At 69.9% G+C, this 16,635-nt stretch carries 15 protein-coding genes; 8 read left to right on the forward strand and 7 right to left on the reverse strand.

The window, feature by feature from the left end; translation table 11 throughout:
- The first annotated feature begins 9 nt into the window (after window positions 1-9).
- From KY572_RS37985 to KY572_RS37995, 3 genes are read left to right on the forward strand one after another with little or no spacing between them, the layout of a single operon-like run.
- Window positions 10-1,224, forward strand: a complete 1,215-nt coding sequence (locus KY572_RS37985; protein ID WP_224248614.1) for a tryptophan 2,3-dioxygenase family protein — start codon at window positions 10-12, stop codon at window positions 1,222-1,224.
- Window position 1,225: 1 nt separating this feature from the next.
- On the forward strand, window positions 1,226-2,368 hold the full coding sequence (locus tag KY572_RS37990) for an aminotransferase class V-fold PLP-dependent enzyme (protein ID WP_224248615.1): 1,143 nt from the start codon (window positions 1,226-1,228) through the stop codon (window positions 2,366-2,368).
- Window positions 2,365-3,387 carry a methyltransferase gene (locus tag KY572_RS37995; RefSeq protein ID WP_224248616.1) on the forward strand — a complete coding sequence of 341 codons (1,023 nt, stop codon included), beginning with the start codon at window positions 2,365-2,367 and terminating at the stop codon, window positions 3,385-3,387. Before KY572_RS37990 ends, KY572_RS37995 begins: the two co-directional genes overlap by 4 nt.
- A gap of 179 nt (window positions 3,388-3,566) precedes the next feature.
- Here the strand turns inward: KY572_RS37995 and KY572_RS38000 are convergent, their stop codons facing one another.
- A complete protein-coding gene (locus KY572_RS38000) occupies window positions 3,567-3,995 on the reverse strand; it encodes a hypothetical protein (protein WP_224248617.1) in 429 nt (142 codons plus the stop codon).
- Window positions 3,996-4,242: 247 nt separating this feature from the next.
- Between KY572_RS38000 and KY572_RS38005 the strand changes: the two genes are divergently transcribed.
- Window positions 4,243-5,592, forward strand: a complete 1,350-nt coding sequence (locus tag KY572_RS38005; protein ID WP_224248618.1) for a hypothetical protein — start codon at window positions 4,243-4,245, stop codon at window positions 5,590-5,592.
- 13 nt (window positions 5,593-5,605) lie between these two features.
- Here KY572_RS38005 and KY572_RS38010 read toward each other — a convergent pair whose 3' ends face one another.
- The 4 genes from KY572_RS38010 to KY572_RS38025 form a co-directional block, all read right to left on the reverse strand.
- A complete protein-coding gene (locus KY572_RS38010) occupies window positions 5,606-6,355 on the reverse strand; it encodes a glycosyltransferase (protein WP_224248619.1) in 750 nt (249 codons plus the stop codon).
- A gap of 21 nt (window positions 6,356-6,376) precedes the next feature.
- On the reverse strand, window positions 6,377-7,399 hold the full coding sequence (locus KY572_RS38015) for an NAD-dependent epimerase/dehydratase family protein (RefSeq protein WP_224248620.1): 1,023 nt from the start codon (window positions 7,397-7,399) through the stop codon (window positions 6,377-6,379).
- A complete protein-coding gene (locus KY572_RS38020) occupies window positions 7,396-8,580 on the reverse strand; it encodes a nucleotide sugar dehydrogenase (RefSeq protein WP_224248621.1) in 1,185 nt (394 codons plus the stop codon). Before KY572_RS38020 ends, KY572_RS38015 begins: the two co-directional genes overlap by 4 nt.
- 294 nt (window positions 8,581-8,874) lie before the next feature.
- Window positions 8,875-9,552, reverse strand: a complete 678-nt coding sequence (locus KY572_RS38025; protein ID WP_224248622.1) for a LuxR C-terminal-related transcriptional regulator — start codon at window positions 9,550-9,552, stop codon at window positions 8,875-8,877.
- A 431-nt stretch (window positions 9,553-9,983) separates the two neighbouring features.
- On the opposite strand from KY572_RS38025, the gene KY572_RS38030 reads away from it, so the two are divergent.
- Window positions 9,984-11,933, forward strand: a complete 1,950-nt coding sequence (locus tag KY572_RS38030; RefSeq protein ID WP_224248623.1) for a CheR family methyltransferase — start codon at window positions 9,984-9,986, stop codon at window positions 11,931-11,933.
- On the forward strand, window positions 11,930-13,264 hold the full coding sequence (locus KY572_RS38035; protein ID WP_224248624.1) for a sensor histidine kinase: 1,335 nt from the start codon (window positions 11,930-11,932) through the stop codon (window positions 13,262-13,264). Before KY572_RS38030 ends, KY572_RS38035 begins: the two co-directional genes overlap by 4 nt.
- Window positions 13,265-13,292: 28 nt before the next feature.
- Here KY572_RS38035 and KY572_RS38040 read toward each other — a convergent pair whose 3' ends face one another.
- On the reverse strand, window positions 13,293-14,282 hold the full coding sequence (locus KY572_RS38040; RefSeq protein ID WP_317987951.1) for a chemotaxis protein CheB: 990 nt from the start codon (window positions 14,280-14,282) through the stop codon (window positions 13,293-13,295).
- Window positions 14,283-14,665: 383 nt separating this feature from the next.
- Between KY572_RS38040 and KY572_RS38045 the strand changes: the two genes are divergently transcribed.
- The gene (locus KY572_RS38045) at window positions 14,666-15,094 is read left to right on the forward strand and encodes a response regulator (RefSeq protein ID WP_224248625.1); all 429 of its coding nucleotides are present in this window, start codon (window positions 14,666-14,668) and stop codon (window positions 15,092-15,094) included.
- Window positions 15,095-15,144: 50 nt separating this feature from the next.
- On the opposite strand, the gene KY572_RS38050 is transcribed toward KY572_RS38045, so the two are convergent.
- On the reverse strand, window positions 15,145-15,864 hold the full coding sequence (locus tag KY572_RS38050; protein WP_224248626.1) for a hypothetical protein: 720 nt from the start codon (window positions 15,862-15,864) through the stop codon (window positions 15,145-15,147).
- 320 nt (window positions 15,865-16,184) lie between these two features.
- Between KY572_RS38050 and KY572_RS38055 the strand changes: the two genes are divergently transcribed.
- Complete coding sequence (locus KY572_RS38055; RefSeq protein ID WP_224248627.1) at window positions 16,185-16,631, forward strand: hypothetical protein; 447 nt, start codon at window positions 16,185-16,187, stop codon at window positions 16,629-16,631.
- The last annotated feature ends 4 nt before the right edge of the window (window positions 16,632-16,635 follow it).

Raw genomic sequence — 16,635 nt, forward strand, 5'->3', positions numbered from 1 at the left:
GAGTCCCCCATGTTCAACCCGCTGCTGAAGAAGTGGGTGGGCAAGGGGGAGCTCGACTACGAGGTGTATCTGAAGACGGGCACGCTGCTGCACCTGCAGACGCCGTCGGAGGAGCTCGTGCACCACGACGAGCTGCTCTTCCAGGTGACACACCAGGCGCAGGAGCTGTGGCTCAAGCTCATCTCCCAGGAGGCGGTGGAGGTGGTGGCGGAGATGGATGGCGATCTGCTGTGGCCGGCCACGGGGCGGCTGGAGCGGATGCTGCGCACCATGCGCTGCCTGGTGGCGGAGATGAACATCCTGGAGACGATGACGCCGGACACGTATCAAATCATCCGGCGCAGCCTGGGCAACGGCAGCGGGCAGGAGTCTCCGGGGTACAACGCCATGCGGGTGTCGGCGGAGGCCATGGAGGCGGCGCTGGAGCGGGTGCTGCGGCGGCGCAACCTGCGGCTGGTGGACGTCTACAAGGTCGGCTCGTTCGGCGCGGAGGACCTCAAGCGCATCTGCGAGCAGTTCGTGGACCTGGACGAGCTGTTCCAGACGTGGCTGTACACGCACTACCAGATGGTGCGCCGCATCATCGGCGTGGACCGCTCCATCAAGGCGCTGGACGGACTGCCGACGCAGGTGCTGGCGGGCCGCATGACGCTGCCGCTCTTCCGCAAGCTGTGGGAGGTGCGCGTGGAGATGACGAACGCGTGGCGGCGTGACGGTGGCTACGCGCCGGGCACGCGGCGGGCCTCGGGCACGCACCCGGCGGTGCCTCCCGCGGCGCACGCTCCGAACGCCTCGGGGCTGATCGCCGAGGCGGTGAGCGCCCACGCCGCGAGCGTTCCCCCTCCGGCTGCGTTCGCTCCCCCGGAGCCCTCGCCGCTGACGGCCTCCGCGCAGGCCCTGGCGGCGGCCGCAGCCGTCGTGGATCCCGCCTCCGCTCCCAGCGAGCCTGCCGTGGCGGGTGTGCCCGCCGTGGTGAGCATGGCCCCGCCGGAGGCGCCCGTGGACGATCCGTGGTCCCGGCCCGAGCCGCCCCGCCGCGGGCAGGCCACCCAGGGCGCGCCCCCGCCCGTGGCGCCCGCGGCTCCACCCGAGGTGGACCCGAACGATCCGTGGTCCAAGCCCGAGCCGCCCACCTCGCGCCGCGCCGCGCAGGCCCAGGAGGAAGCGAACGCGGGTGGCGGTCCGCAGTGGTCCCGCCCGCCGAAGGACCAAGGACCGTTCTGACATGGACACGACGCTCGCGGCGATCCGCGCCGAGTTTCCGCTGCTGGAGAAGTGCACCTACCTCAACAGCAACTCCACGGGCGCGTTCCCGCGGGGCATGGACGGGGTGTTGCAGCGCTACTCGCAGACGCTGCAGAACTGGCGGGACGAGGCGTGGGAGGGCTGGTGGGCGGACTGGCTCGGCTACATGGACGCGGTGGCGCGCTTCATCGGCGGGCCGGTCGGCTCGGTGGTGACGGACACCAACCTCACGACGCTGCTGGGCCGCCTGGCCACGTGCTTCGACTACCAGGGCGCGCGCAACCGCGTGGTGATGACGGACCTGGAGTTCCCCACCGTGCCCTTCCTGTGGAAGGGCTTCGGGCGCTACGGCGCGCAGGCGGTGGTGGTGCCCTCCGAGGGCGGGAGGATGGACGAGGAGCGGCTGTGCGCGGCCATCGATGAGCGCACGCTGCTGGTGAGCATCGCCCACGCCAGCTTCGCCACGGGCGCGCTGGTGGACCTGGCGCCCGTCATCCGGCGCGCGCGAGAGGTGGGAGCGCTGGTCATCGTGGACGCGTACCAGTCGGTGGGCGCGGTGCCCATCGACGTGGAGGCGCTGGGCGTGGACTTCCTGCTGGGGGGCGCGCACAAGTGGATGTGCGGCTCCACGGAGAGCGCCTTCCTGTACGTGCGGCCGGCGCTGCTGCCCACGCTGCGGCCGGCGGCCACGGGGTGGATCGCCGGGGAGAACCCGCTCAACTTCGAGCCGGCGCGCGACTGGGCGAGCACGGCGCGGCGGCTGGCGAGCGGCACGCCGGCGGTGCTGCCCTCGCAGCTGTCGCGGGTGGGGCTGGAGCTGCTGGCGACGGTGGGGATGCCCACCATCCGCACGCACTCGCTGCGGTGCACGGCGCGGGTGATGGAGCGCGCGGAGGAGGCGGGCCTCACGGTGGTGACGCCGCGGCAGGACGCCCGTCGCGGCGGCGTGGTGGCGCTGCGCTTCCAGGGAGACGCGGAGGTGACGCGCCGGATGGTGGCGCGGGGCTTCATCTGCAGCTACCGGGGCGCGCTGCGCGTGGCGCCGCACTTCTACAACACGCTGGAGGAAGTGGACCGCTTCATGGACGCCCTGGTGGCGGAGGCTCGGAGGGAGAAGGCATGAGCAGCCTGGAGTTTTCACCCCGCGCGCTGCTGCACCTGCTCTTCAACGGTGCGCGGGCCATCGACGTGGTGGAGACGGCGTACCGGCTGGGGCTGCTGGAGGCGCTGGAGGCCGGCCCGGTGACGCTGGGGGCGCTGAGCCAGAAGTACGGCATGGTGCCCGGGCGGCTCTACAAGTTCCTGGACTGCCTGGAGAGCCTGGGGCTGGTGAAGCGCGAGCAGACGACGGACGCGCTCGTCGAGGCGCGCTACACGGCGGTGCCGGGCCTGCGCGCGGCGGCCGAGAAGGTGGTGGGGCCGCAGTCGCTGGAGCGGGACAGGGAGAAGTACGCCTGGAAGGCGCTGCACGGCCACCTGCCGGAGGTGCTGCGCGGGGAGAAGAGCATGCCCCGGGAGTCCTTCGACTGGCCGCCGCAGACGCCCGAGCAGGTGGCGGGCTTCGAGGCGAGCATGGCCGCGGGGCTGGGCCCCATCCTCGAGGTGTTCCGCACGCACGGCCCCAGGCTGTGGGGCGCGGGGCAGAGGCTGCTGGAGGTGGGCGGCGGGGACGGCTCGCTGGCGGCGCACCTGCTGGAGCAGCACCCCGGGCTGAAGGTGGACGTGTACAACCTGCCGGCCACCGAGGCGCTGGTGGCGCGCACGCGGGAGAAGCACGGCCTGGGCGCGCGGCTGGGCTTCGTGGGTGGGGACTTCCTGAAGGAGCCGCTGCCCAAGGGGTATGACGCGCTCTCCTTCGTGCGGGTGCTGCACGACTGGCCGGCGGAGACGGCGCGCGAGCTGATGAAGGCGGCGTACGCGGCGCTGCCCTCGGGCGGGCGGCTCCTCATCTGCGAGGAGTTCCGGACGCCCGAGCGGCTGACGGCGCAGTTCTTCTGGTCCTACTTCCTCATGGGCGTGGACAGCTGCGTGAGCCGGCTGCGCGAGGTGGAGTACTACCTGCAGGCGCTGAAGGAGCTGGGCTTCCGGGCGCCCGAGGTGCTGCCGGGCCCGTTCGAGCTGGTGGTGGCCACGAAGCCCTGAAGCGGCAGGCTGGGATGGGACGCAGCCAACCCACCCCAGCCTACCCGAACGTGCCGCTGCACTCGTGAAGTTGGGGGAAGGGGGCAGAGGGGTCCAATCCACGAATGCAACGGCAGTCTGCGCTCTCCACGAGGAGCGCCGCTACCGTCCCCCGGGGCAATGAGGTGAGCCGCCCGGGCTCAGCGGCCCGTGTTCGCCCCATTACCGTCCGAGCCGCCCGTGCCACCGCCGTTGTTCCCCGCGCCGCCGGTGCCCGAACCCGTGTTGCCGCTCGGGCCCGAGGTGCTCGAGCCGCCGACACCCGAGCCGCCGATCCCCGTGCCCGAAGCGCCGCTGCTCTCGCCCGAGCCCGAGCCGCCGGTGCCGCCACGGGTGCCACCGCCCGAGCCGCTCGTGTCGGGGCTCGGGTTGAACGGCGTTCCCACACCGGAGCCCCTGGCGCCGGAGCCGGTCGCTCCGCCCTCGCCGCCGCTGGTGGTGCCGGTGTCCTGGCCCGTCTGCTCACCCGTCCGCTCCGCCGACTGCGAGCCCTTGCATCCCCAGCCCAGCAGCGTAGTGGCCGCCACCGCACCGACGAGCAGCGTGCTCCGAAAACCCTTCGTCCGCATGTGCGCTCACTCCCGTGTAAGAAGCGGGCACGAGGATGGGGCTCCTCCCGACAACACGGCATTGTCCTCAGGCTCAGGGCCAATGTGCCGCCGGCGAACAGTGCAGCCCCTGCCTCCCCGCCGCCGCTCCAGGCCAACTGGTCCGACAGGCATACCAGTTCGGACGAAAGCGCCGAGGGAGAGCGCTCTACCCTTTGATTGATGCCCCGGGGGCCTTGCGGTAGAGGGCCGACTGCACCCGAGGACCATGGACACTCCCCAGACGCAGGGAACACAGGCTCCGGCTTCGGACCCGGTGGAGGCGCGCTGGGTCCGGTACGCGCTCTTTCTCGCGCTGGGGCTGCCCGCGTTCCTGCCCCTCAACTTCGTCTATCGCTTCGGGGTGAACGTCCCCTTCTGGGACCAGTGGGAGTTCGTGCCCCTGCTGGTGAGCTTCCACGAGGGGCACCTCACGCTCGCCGAGCTGACGGCGCAGCACAACGAGCACCGCCTCTTCTTCCCGCGCCTCATCATGCTCGGGCTGGCGGCGCTCACCCGCTACAACGCGCTGGCGGAGATGTACCTCAACGTGGGGCTGCTGCTCGCCCTGGGCGCGGTGCTGCTCCAGGCGCACGTGCGCGCGTTCGGCGCCTCGAACCGCTCGCTGCTCGCGTTCCTGCCGGTTCCATGGCTCGTCTTCACCTTCCGGCAGAGCGAGAACCTGGTCTGGGGGTGGCAGCTCCAGATCACCCTGTGCGTGCTCTGCGGCGTGGTGAGCCTGCGGCTGCTGGAGGGCGTACGGGGGCTCGGGGCGCGATGGGCCGGAGCGGCGGCCGCAGCCTTCGTCGCGACGTTCTCGTTCGGCTCGGGGCTCGCGCTGTGGCCGGTGGGACTCATCGCGCTGCTCTGGCAGGGACGGCGCGAGGGGCGCACTCCCTGGCGGGCGGTGCTCGGCTGGGTCCTGGCCGCGGCGCTCGCCTACGGCCTGTTCGCGTGGGGCTTCCAGCGCCCCGGCCACCACCCGGAGCCACAGGCGTTCCTGAAGAAGCCGGTGGACTCGGTGCTGTTCATGCTGGCCACGCTGGGCTCGGTGACGTCGGACACCTTCCCCACGGCGGTGGCCTTCGGGGCGCTGCTGCTCGTCGGCGCGGGGGGGGTGCTGCTGGAGGTGCGGCGGGGGCGCGTGGAGGACGGCCCGACGACGTTCGCGCTGGGGTTGATCCTCTTCGCGGGCGCGGCGGCGTTCCTGGTGCTCGTCGGGCGCGCGGGGTTCGGCCGGGAGTACGGGCTCACCTCTCGCTACAGCACCTTCACGCTGCTGGGCTTCGTGGGCCTGCACCGAGCGCTGCTCACGCTCCGGGAGCCGAGCCGCCGCGGCCTGCTCATGGGCGTGCTGCTCTGCGCGGCGATGACGTCAGGGTTCTGGTCCTTCACCAGCGGGCTGGACGCCGGCTACATCCTGCGCAACCAGGGCCGACAGAACCGCGAGGCCCTGCTCACTTTCGAGACGCGGAAGGACGAGGAGCTGGAGCGCATGTACGGCCACGTGTCCCTGGTCCGCCAGCGGGCGGTGGACTTGCGGCGCCTCGAGCTGAGCGTCTTCGCCCCGAAGCGCTAGTCAGCCCCGGCGCTCACCGGCGCGCGGCTTGCGGCACCAGCCGGCCGCGCACGCCCATCGCGTACCAGCGCAGGTAGTGCGGCAGCCACTTCATCAGCTTGAAGTTGCTCTTGCCCGCCACCCGGTCCGTCCACACCGTGGGCAGCTCCGCGATGCGCCGCCCCTGCAGGTGCGCCTTCACCGTCAGCTCCAGCGCCAGCTCGAAGCCTCCCTCGGACTCGATCTCCACCGTCCCCAGGAACTCCCGGCTGTACAGCTTGAAGTTGTTCGTCGCGTCCCACGTGGGCACGCCCGCCAGCACCCGCAGGCTCGCCCCCGCCGTGCGCGACAGCAACCCCTTCACCAGCGGGCCGCCCTTCTGCGCCCCACCCCGCGCGTACCGGCTCGCCGACACCACCGCGTACCCCTGCCGGTACAGCGCGTACATCTCGTCCACGCACCCGTGGTCGTCCGACAGGTCCGCCATCGTCACCAGCACCGCCCCGCCCTTCGGGCGCCGCATCCCCGTCTTCAGCGCCCCCAGCACGCCCTTCCCCTCGTTCTTCACCAGCCGGATGCGCGCATCCTTCTCCGCCAGCTCCCGCGCCACCGGCAGCGTCGTGTCCTCGTCCCGGTCATAGACGACCAGCACGTCGAACGGCGTGCGCACCTTGCTCGCCAGGCTCTCGTAGAAGGGGCGGAAGTTCTCCGCCTCGTTGTAGACGGGCACCACCACGTGCAGATCCGGCTCTGCCGGAGTGCGCTCGGGGCTCGACGCGGACACGCTGTCCTCCAGGGCGGACGGTTAGATGTTCCCCAGCTCCACCTGCTGCTTCACCCAGGGCACCACCTCGTCCAGCATCTTGTCCAGCGAGGTGGCGCACTGGAAGCCGAGCACCTTCTCGGACTTGCTCACGTCCGGCACGCGCTTCTGCACGTCGTACTTGAACGGCGGATCCGACTCCAGCCGCACCGGCTGCCCCGGCTTGAGCTTCTTCCAGATGGCCGACGCCAGCGTCCGCACGTCCGTGGACTCCGGCGTGGAGATGTTGAAGTCCTCGTTGAGCGCCGCCGGGTGCTCCATGCACACGCGGATGCCCTTGGCCAGGTCTCCGCCGTACGTGTAGTGCCGCACCTGGTCGCCCGAGCCCAGGATGCGCAGCGGGTCCTGGCCCTTCACCACCTTCTGCACCAGGTCCGGCACCACGTGGCTCATCGCCAGCTTCACGTTGCCGCTCATCACCTCGCGGTCGCTCTTCGCCCGCTTCTCGCCGATGCCCACGCAGTTGAACGGGCGAACAATCGTGTACGGCAGCTTGTACTGCTCGTACGCGCCGCGCGCGAAGTACTCGCACGCCAGCTTCTGGAAGCCGTAGGTGGACATCGGCGGCGGCGAGGACAGCTGCGCCCCCTCCGGCGTCGGGTACACCGTGGTGCTCTCGTACACCATCGAGCTGGACAGCACGGTGATCTTCTTCAGCGGCCTCTTGTTGGTGAACGCCCAGATGGCCGCGTCGAACGTCGAGGCGATGATGCGCTCGTTCTCCGCCAGCAGGTCGTAGGCGAACTCGTGGAAGTAGCTGATGCCGCCAATCATCGCCGCGCCGGCCACCAGGTGGTCGCAGTCGGCCACCAGCTCCTTCATCAGCCGCACGTCCTTCGCGTCGCCCTCGATGAAGCGGTAGCGCGGGTGCTTGGAGTAGCTCTTCTCCACCGGGCCGTACTTCGAGAAGTTGTCGATGCCCACCACCTCGTAGCCGCTGGCCAGCAGCTCCTCGACGAGGTAGCCCGCGATGAAGCCCGCCGAGCCCGTAACGAGTGCCTTCACAGCTTGCCTCCGTGTCCCAGATGGTTCCACACGTCCACCACGGGCTTGCCGCGGTAGTCCAACGTCTTGTACCGCTTGTGCGGCGCGCCGATGACGAACACGTCCGCCTGCTCCAGCACCTGCTCCTCCGCCACCAGCCGCGCGTCCGACACGTACGGATCGCACGTGAGCACCTGCGCCGAGTGCAGCTCGAGGATCTTCTTCAGCTTGTAGGACAGCGACTCGCGCGGGTCATCGCTCTCCGCCTTGAAGGCCATGCCCAGAAGGCCCACCGTCTTCTGCCCCAGGTCCGGCCAGCGCCGCTGCATCTGCTGCACCACGAACTGCGGCAGCCCCTCGTTCACCAGCATGGCGGAGTGGCCCAGGAAGAACTGGTTGTTGTTGAAGGCCGCCAGCTGCATGGTGTCCTTGAACAGGCACGGCCCCGCGGCGAACCCCGGCATCGGCAGGTGCGCCGCGCGCGGGTAGTCCTTCTTCATCGCGTGCAGGATCCGGTACGGATCGATGTTCCACTCGGAGGCCACCATGTAGAACTGGTTGGCCACCGCGAAGGAGATGTACCGGTAGACGTTGGTGAAGAGCTTGGCCAGCTCCGCCTCCAGCGGCGACAGCTCGATGAGCTCCACCCCCAGCGGCGAGAACAAGTCCCGGGCCGCCTTCACCCCCTCCGGGCTGAAGCCGGAGATGATCTGCGGCAGCTTGCGAATCTCGTGCAGCGCCACGCCCTCGGCCACGCGCTCCGGGCAGAAGGCCACCTCCACCTTGCGCCCGCGCTTCTGGAAGTGCCGCTGCACCCGCTCGGAGGAGCCCGGGTACACCGTGGAGCGCAGCACCAGCGCCTGCCCGTCGCGCAGCACCTCGTCCAGCTGCGCCAGCAGCTTGTCGAACACCGCGAAGGACGGGTTGAGGTGCTCGTCCACCGGCGTGCCGATGACGGCCACCAGGATGTCGCACGAGGACAGGTGCTCCGGCGAGGTGGTGACGATGAGGCCGCGCGCGAGCGCCTCGCGCAGGGCCTGCTCGCCGCCCTCGTCCCGGAAGGGCATCTCGCCGCGCTTCACCTGCGCTACCGCCGCGGCGTTGATGTCGTAGATGATCACATCGTGGTGCGGGGCCAGGGCGAGCGCCAGTGGCAGGCCGACGTGGCCGCACCCCCCGATGATGGCAACTTTGAGTCTCATGGGCATGACACCCCGAACACGGGGTCCAGGCCCGTCTACGGGTTCAGCGCCACGAAATCAAGGCGGCAAGGCCCAGGCAACAGCGGACCGGGGCAGGGGAGGAAGCGTCTCTACCCCGGCCCGCTGGACAGCGACCTGCGGGGCACGGGCAGCGAGAGAAGGCAGGGAAGGAGGGATCCCACCGCCCATGCTGTCCCTAGAATGTGGATGGAAGGCGGCACCTCCCATTGTCCCCGAGTCGGAGGCTCTGCACGCTTGTCGCCACGCTGCCCCCCCCCAGCGGACGAGCGCGGCTCACACGGTCGCCGGGCGCTCGACGCCGAGCTGGCAGGCCAGCATCGCCATCTGCGTTCGGTTCTCCACATCCAGCTTCCGGTAGATGCTGGTGATGTGCGCCTTCACCGTGCGCTCGGTGATGCCCAGGCACACGGCGATCTTCAGGTTGTCCGCTCCCGAGGCGATGTAGCCCAGCACCTCGCGCTCGCGCGAGGTGAGCCGCGAGAGCGCCCCCCGCGAGGCGGAGGACTCCTCCGTCGGCAGGGGACTGGGGAACAGCTCCGGAGGCACCAGCCGCTCGCCGCGCGCCACCCTCTCCACGGCCTCCAGGAGGTCCGCGCAGCTCACGTTCTGCTTGCACAGATAGCCCGCGGCCCCCGCGCGCAGGCAGCGCTCCACGTCCGTCGCGCTCCGGTTGCCCGACAGCACCAGCGGGCGCACCTGAGGATGGAAGTCATGCAAGAGCTCCACGGCCCGGAGCCCATCCGAGACCCCGGTGCCGTCCCGGTGCTCCAGCCGCAGGTCCACCAGCGCCACGTCCGGGGGCTGCTGCCGCGTGCGCGACAGGAAGTCCTCCACGGTGGAGCAGCGCGCGGTCACCTCGAAACCGAAGCTCTCGAAGATGTTCACCAGGCTCTCGAGGAAGAGCTGCTGATCCTCGAGGATGCCGATCCGCAGGTGCGTTCCTGTTACCATTGTGACCCTCCAGGGCCGGTCGCTGAAGCCTCATCCAGAAAACCGAGGGCTCGCGTTCCATCTAATGGCAACGCTGATCGGGAAAGAAAGGCCTACCCGGCGCGTCCTGCGCCCCAGTGTTCAACAGGCGATCCCCATGGATTGAGTCCGAGCCCCGGCGGGCGGGCCAGCCGCTCCCAGCGGCGAGCACCCAGGGGCCAGGGCTTCTGCGGCAGCGCACGCCATACCTCGGGAATGTCGAGCCCGCGGTCCTTGAGCACCCCTCGAGAGGGGCCCTCACCTACATGCGAGCTGTCCATCCTCGACCCCTGGAGGGACTGTACTTTGGGACAATGGAGAACCACCGCTTCCCCAGGGAGCATCGGTTGGGGCTCTCGCCACGAGACACTCCTGCCCTTGCCTGTATGGCGCCGCGTATTACAGGCTGTGTCATGGCCAGCAAGCCGCAGCGGGACCCGGAGTTGGAGTCCATCCTCGAGAAGATCCGGCAGGTCAGGAACTTCGACTTCAGGAACTACAAGCGTGCCACGCTCCAGCGCCGCATCGACAGGCGCATGGCCGCCACCCGCTGCAAGACGCGCGGCGCCTACCTGGCGCTGCTCGATCGAGACCCGAACGAGGTCAACACGCTGGTCTCGTCCATGCTCATCAAGCTCACCACCTTCTTCCGGGACACCGAGGTGTGGGCCTCCCTGGAGAAGGTGCTGCGAGAGCTGGTGCGCAAGCGCAAGCCGGATCAGGAGCTTCGCATCTGGAGCGCGGGCTGCGCCACGGGCGAGGAGGCCTACTCCATCGCCATCGCCGCCGCGGAGGCGCTCGGCCCGGGCTACCCAGGCCCGGAGCTGAAGGTCTTTGGCACGGACGCGGATGAGGGCGCCATCGCCTTCGCTCGCCGGGGCGTCTACTCCCCCCAGCAGCTCAAGGGCTGCTCCCAGGAGCGGCTGGAGCGGTGGTTCGTCCCCCACGGAGACGGCCATGCGGTGCGCAAGGAGATCCGCCGCGCGGTGGTGTTCGGGGTGAACAACCTCGTCTCGGACGCGCCCGTCTCCCGCATCGATCTCATCGTCTGCCGCAACGTCTTCATCTACCTGGACTCGGAGATGCAGAAGCGGGTGCTGTCGCGCTTCCACTTCGCCCTGCGCCGTGAAGGCGTGCTGGTGCTGGGCCGCTCGGAGCTCATCCCGTTCGCCGCCCGTCTGTTCGAGCCGGTGGACCTGTCCCGACGCATCTACCGCAAGGACGGCCGCCAGGAGCTCTCCCTGATGCCTCGTCAGCGGCTGCTGGCGAGCGTCGCGCGGGAGGCGCCGCCCGCGGACGAGCAGCCCTCCGCCGTGCAGGAAGCCCAGCGCAGGCTCTTCAAGGAAGTCATCGACTCGCAGCCTTGCCCGATGATCGCCACCACCCTGGAGGGCGTCGTCACGCTCGTCAACCCGGCCGCCACCAGGCTCTGGTCCCGAGCCGAGCGCGAGCTGTCCGGCAAGCGGCTGGTGTCCCTGGGACTGCCGGGCCTGCCCCAGGAGCTGCTCGTGGAGCAGAGCGCCCGGGTGCTCTCGGGCCGCTCGGAGCGAGAGACGGCCGCGGGCCTCCTGGAGCACCCGAATTCGGCCGCGGTGGCCCTCCAGGCCGAGGTCATCCCCCTGCGAGGCGCGTCCAACGACACGCAGGGCCTGTTGTACGTGGCGCATGACGTGACGGCCCTGCGCACGCTGGAGCAGAACATCCAGCACGCCACGCAGGAGCTGAACGGCGTCAACCTCCGCCTGCAGAAGTCCAACGCGGAGCTGCGCGCCTCCAACGAGGAGCTGGAGACGACGAACGAGGAGCTCCAGAGCGCCAACGAGGAGCTGCAGACGACGAACGAGGAGCTCCAGTCCACCAACGAGGAGCTGGAGACGACGAACGAGGAGCTCCAGTCCACCAACGCCGAGCTTGACGCCACCAACCGGGAGCTGGCCCACCGCACCCAGGAGATGGACGCGCTCAGCTTCATCCAGCGCACCACCATCCGCACCTTGTCCGCCGGAGTCGTGGTGCTGGATGCCAGCGGGCGCATCACCGCCTGGAACCTGGCCGCCGAGCGGCTCATGGGCCTCACCGAGCGCGAGGCCGTGGGACAGCTGCTGTGGACGTTGAGCATCCCCGCCTTGAAGCGCTCGCTGCTCACGCGCATCCGCAAGTACCTGGCGGACAACCGCTCGCTGCGCCTGGAGGACGTGAGCTATCAGCTGCCCCACGGCGGCCGTGGGCGCGCCATGCTGGTGGTCACGCCCCTCGTGCTGGGCGATCAGACCCTCGGCTCCATCCTCCTCTTCGAGGACACCACCCGCCTGGCCGCGCTCACGCAGGAGAAGCGGGAGCTCAAGGAGCGCTTGAGGAAATGACCCCCCGCCGCCCCTCTCCGAGCGCCAGACGCGCCGACCGCGACGAGCCTCCGGCCACCGGCAAGGACGGGCTGCTACGCAAGTACCAGGAGCTGCTCGCCAAGCACGAGGCGCTCGTCAGCAGGCTGGCGCTGCGCAACGAGGAGCACATCTCCACCCAGCGGCTCTCCGCGTGGGCGCTGGAGACGAGCGCGAGCGCGCTGGCGCTGCTGAGCAATGGCGTCGTCCTGCTGGCCAACCGCCGCTGGCACGAGCTGTCCCGCGGCGGCCCCTGGCACCCCGTGCGGCAGGAGCCGCAGCGAGGCACCACGCTGCTGACGCTGCGACAGATCGCCGAGGCCGCCTCCGACACCTTGCACGCCGTGAAGGACCAGGGCGCTGTCGTGCTCCGCTACCAGGACAAGGCCGGGAGCCGGACCCTGGAGGTCCGCACGGAGCGGGTGGGCGCCCACATGAGGCACCGCCCCCAGCGCACCGTGCTGGTGCTCGCCCTGGACATCACCGCGCAGGTGCAGGCCGAGAAGGAGCTGGAGCAGGCCCGCCAGGCCCTCATGGAGCAGGAGCACCTGCGCGCCGTGGGGGAGGTGGCCTCGGGCATGGCGCATGATCTCAACAACACCCTCAATGCGATGAAGCTCCGGCTGGAGATGCTCGAGCGAGACCCGGCGTTCGCCGCGCGCAACCGCTCCCACCTGGACTCGCTGGTGCGTATCGTCAGCGACGCGAGCACGCGCATCCACCGCCTCCAGGACTTCGCGCGGCAGCGCCCCGAGGCGGTCGAAGAGCAGGTCCAGCTCGCCGACGTCATCCACGAGGCGGTGGAGATTGCTCGCAGCGACCTGGAGCACCGCGCGGCGCGAGAGGGCGTCTCGGTGCACCTCGCGGTGGAGGTGCCCGCGCTGCCGCCGGTGCACGGCTCGTCGACGGACCTGCGCTACGTCTTCATCAACCTGCTGCTCAACGCCCGGGACGCGATGCCCCGAGGCGGCACCATCCGCCTGCGCGGCCTCACCACCAAGGGCCAGGTCATCATCACCGTGGAGGACGAGGGCACGGGCATCCCCGAGACCGACCTGCACACCATCTTCCGGCCCTTCTTCACCACCAAGGGCGCCCATGGCACGGGCCTGGGCCTGTCGATGGCATATGGCGTGGTGTCTCGCATGGGGGGCACCATCTCCGCGGCCAACCGCCGGGAGGGGGGCGCCGTCTTCACCCTCCGCTTCCCCCTGCCCCAGGCGCCGCGGAAGGCCAGGCCTCCCCAGCAGGAGCCAGGCCCGCCCACGCCCCGGCAGCCCAGGCGCCCCGCCCGCCGCCGCACCTCGCGGTGAGGGCGGCTCCGGTCGTCAGTCGCCCGGCTCAGCTGGAGCGTTCGGGGTTGTCACCCTCGCCGTCACCCTCTCGCGGAGAGAGCAGCGCCCCCTGCCGCCCGATGCCGTAGGTGGTCAGCTGGCGGATCGACTGGGCCTGCAGCTCGGCCTCCTCGGCGCGCCGGGTATAGCGCAGGGCCGTGTGCCCCTGGTTGCGCTCGCGCGCGCGACTGGCCATGCGGCGGGCCAGCCCCGCGTTCTCCTCGAGCGCTCGGATGGCGGCCCAGAGCGCCGCGTCCACCCGGCCCTCCTGCCCTTCCACGAGCACCTCGCTGGTGTAGCCGTGGCCTACCCGGCAGCGGTAGCGCAGCAGCCCCGTGTCATCCACCTCGAAGAGGACGCCGCCACAGTCCGGGCAGGAGTAGTGCGAGGGCGCTCCCTCATTGGGAGGCATGTTGGTGGCGCGCGCGTCCGCCTCCAGCAGCCGCACCTCATGCTCCAGCACGGGGGAGGCCAGGCGCTTGCGCGTCAGCCGCACCGGAGTGGCCACCAGCCGGGTCAGCAGGGGCCCCATCCGGGCCAGCCGCACGCTGTGGTCCACCTCCACGTACTCCAGCGCGCTGCGCGGCATGTCCGCGCAGGCGGCGTCCTCGGGATCCTGCACCACCGCCACGCCCCCCAGCGCCTTCACCGCGAGCAGGCCCGCCGTGCCGCAGTTGCGCGCGCCGGTGAGCACGACGCCTATCACCCGGGGCCCATAGGCGCGCGCCGCGGAGCGGAAGAGCGGATCCACCGCGGGGCGGTGGCCGTTCTCCTGCGGCCCCTTCACCACGCGCACGTAGCCGGGCTCCACCAGCAGGTGACGATCATTGGGCGCCACGTAGATGCGGCCATGCTCCAGGGGCTCTCCATCCCGGGGGTGGATGGCGGGCAGGGGCCCCACGCGCGAGAGGATCTGCGGCAGGACGCTGCGGTGCTCCGCGGCCAGGTGCAGGACGATGCAGACGCTCGCGGGAAGATCCGCCGGCAGCTGAGCCACGAGCTGGGAGAGCGCTTCGACCCCCCCATGGAGGCTCCGATGACGACAAGGTCGTGCGTGTAGCGCGGTGCCATTCAGCTCCACTCGGTCGGAAGGCACCCCAACTCTGCGCACGATGCGCCCCCGGAGCAGCACGCGAGGCATGCGTGCCCGCCCGCCTCCTCTCCAGTCCTGCCTTCATAATTCCCGTCTGCCCGGAGTTTCCTGGATGAAATGACGGGCTATCCGGTGATTCGGCGTGTTTGGCGCTTCACTGCTTTCCGGGAGATGCCTGCTCGTCTACTCGGTTTTCGCGGGTGGATTCACACCCCCCCTTCAATGGGTGAGAAAGAGAGGCCATAATCCCTTTACCCTGCTCGACAACCCTGCCCCCTGGGGGAACCATGTCGGAAACCAAGATCCGCGTCCTCGTCGTAGACGACGACCAGGATCAACTCGTGCTCGCTGAACGTTCTCTTTCCTCCTACGGCTTCGATGTGAGGACGCATCGGTCCTCTCTGGGCGTCTCCAACCTGGTGCGTTCGGTAGCGCCGGACCTGGTGCTGCTCGACGTGAACATCCCCGCGCTGAGCGGAGACAAGGTGCTGTCGTTGGCGCGCGCGCAAGCGCCGCTGGGCACCAAGTTCATCCTCTACTCGGCCTCGGATGAGTCCAAGCTGCGCTCGCTGGCGCTGTCGTCCGGCGCGGACGGCTACATCTCCAAGAGCGTGCAGGGCGCGGACCTGGCCAAGAAGCTGACGGACCTCTACAAGCGAGGCCGCTCGGCGACCAGTCCCACGTCCAGCACGACCAATCAGGCCATCAACAAGTAGCGCCGAGGCGCCCGGGTGGGCGCGGCCGGCCTCATGTCCTCGTGCTCTCCTCAGGGAGAGGCATGCTCGGGAAGCGGCCCGGCAAAGGCGCGCAGTGCCGCCAGCTCATCGCTGGCGGCTGCCTCCAGTAATTCCTCCGCCAGAGAGGGCAGCGGCCACTTCTCGGGGTCCACCCGGCGCATGGCCTCCAGCTGCGCCACGGCCTCGTCCCTCAGGCGAGCGACTCGGCCCCGCTCATCCAGGTCCTGCATGTCCTCGGCCCCGGCCACCATGAGATGGAGGCCGACCATGCGCTCGAGGATCGTGGAGGCCGCGGAGACGCGCAGGCCGACCTTCCACTGGAGGTGTCCCAGCCGATAGCGCGCGCCCGGCAGGAGCTGGCTCCGCGTGGCCTCGGCTCGCTTGCGCAGCAGGTGCGGGCCGACGGTCGCCGAGGACTGCACCGCGACGATGAAGGCACCCATACCGGGCGTGGGCACGCCGGCCTCCTTCAGATGTTCGCGCGCGTCGAGGAAGGTCTGGCGGAAGGAGGTGTTCCTCCAGGTACCCAGTGCCGCGACGGGCTCCAGGGCGTCCATCTCCTGCTTCGCGCGAGCCATCTGCCGGAGGTAGGCGGAGGCAACCGCGCGCTGGGTGTGAAGCGCGGCCTCGGGTGAATCGGTCGTGGAAGCGTGAAGCTCGGGCCTGTTTGGCAGCGCCAGCCACAGCATCCCCGCCACCATCGCCAGCAGCACCACCGCAACGAGCCCCCACCCCAGCAGCTTGCGCATCAATGCCTCCCCGCTTCACTCGAAGCTGCTGCTGTCCAACACCCCACAGCCCTTCGTCCGAGTCGCTCTCCCCAACCTACCCGTCTGGCAGGCTCTTCACAGCACACCGAGGAGGTGAAGGAGCGATGCAACGCGGCGTTCACTGGATGCCTCGAAAGTGACGTCCAGAGCAAGAAGGGTGGTCTGTGGGGTCATAGTCGCTGCATCGACTGCCGCGATGAATGCATGCGTCAGAGAGGCATCTGGCCACAGCAGCTTCGGAACGGAAAGCCGTGCCGGTGATGAGGAGGGCGAGTCGACGTGAGCGGAGATCGCGCGAGGTGGCCCGGGCGCTGGAGCAGCTGCTCGCCACGACGCTCGACGATTCCTACGAGCAGTTGGAGCCCCGGTTCAAGAAGCTGGAGAAGCAGCTTCTGGCTGCCGCAGCCTCGGACTTCGAACGAACGGAGATCCAGCGCCGCATCGCGGAGCGGCTCTTCTCCGAGGCATTCGCGCGCAACTGTCCCTGGCCCATCTTCAGCCGCCCCCTGCGGCGCCTCCAGCGACTGGGTTACTCGAACCTCGAGCGCCGCTATCACGTGGTCACCTTCTACGCCCTGTGGTGTGGGCGGCAGCCCGACCACGACAGCCGTGAAGCTCGACGTCTTCTGGAGGACCTCGAGGGACGCATCCGCAGACTGCCCCGCGGAGGGCGCCTTCGCAGAGGACTCTCGAAGGGGCTCGAGGAGGTAAGGGCTCAGGCAGGCTTCATTCCCTCCTCCAACTGAAAGG

Origin of the sequence: Hyalangium gracile, assembly GCF_020103725.1 — a bacterium.
Classification (GTDB): Bacteria; Myxococcota; Myxococcia; order Myxococcales; family Myxococcaceae; genus Hyalangium; species Hyalangium gracile.

Coding starts and splice junctions, on each gene's coding strand:
- KY572_RS37985 (WP_224248614.1), top strand. CDS start 10: ATGTTCAACCCGCTGCTGAAGAAGTGGGTGGGCAAGGGGGAGCTCGAC.
- KY572_RS38025 (WP_224248622.1), bottom strand. CDS start 9,552: ATGGTAACAGGAACGCACCTGCGGATCGGCATCCTCGAGGATCAGCAG.
- KY572_RS37990 (WP_224248615.1), top strand. CDS start 1,226: ATGGACACGACGCTCGCGGCGATCCGCGCCGAGTTTCCGCTGCTGGAG.
- KY572_RS38005 (WP_224248618.1), top strand. CDS start 4,243: ATGGACACTCCCCAGACGCAGGGAACACAGGCTCCGGCTTCGGACCCG.
- KY572_RS38050 (WP_224248626.1), bottom strand. CDS start 15,864: ATGCGCAAGCTGCTGGGGTGGGGGCTCGTTGCGGTGGTGCTGCTGGCG.
- KY572_RS38045 (WP_224248625.1), top strand. CDS start 14,666: ATGTCGGAAACCAAGATCCGCGTCCTCGTCGTAGACGACGACCAGGAT.
- KY572_RS37995 (WP_224248616.1), top strand. CDS start 2,365: ATGAGCAGCCTGGAGTTTTCACCCCGCGCGCTGCTGCACCTGCTCTTC.
- KY572_RS38020 (WP_224248621.1), bottom strand. CDS start 8,580: ATGAGACTCAAAGTTGCCATCATCGGGGGGTGCGGCCACGTCGGCCTG.
- KY572_RS38035 (WP_224248624.1), top strand. CDS start 11,930: ATGACCCCCCGCCGCCCCTCTCCGAGCGCCAGACGCGCCGACCGCGAC.
- KY572_RS38030 (WP_224248623.1), top strand. CDS start 9,984: ATGGCCAGCAAGCCGCAGCGGGACCCGGAGTTGGAGTCCATCCTCGAG.
- KY572_RS38000 (WP_224248617.1), bottom strand. CDS start 3,995: ATGCGGACGAAGGGTTTTCGGAGCACGCTGCTCGTCGGTGCGGTGGCG.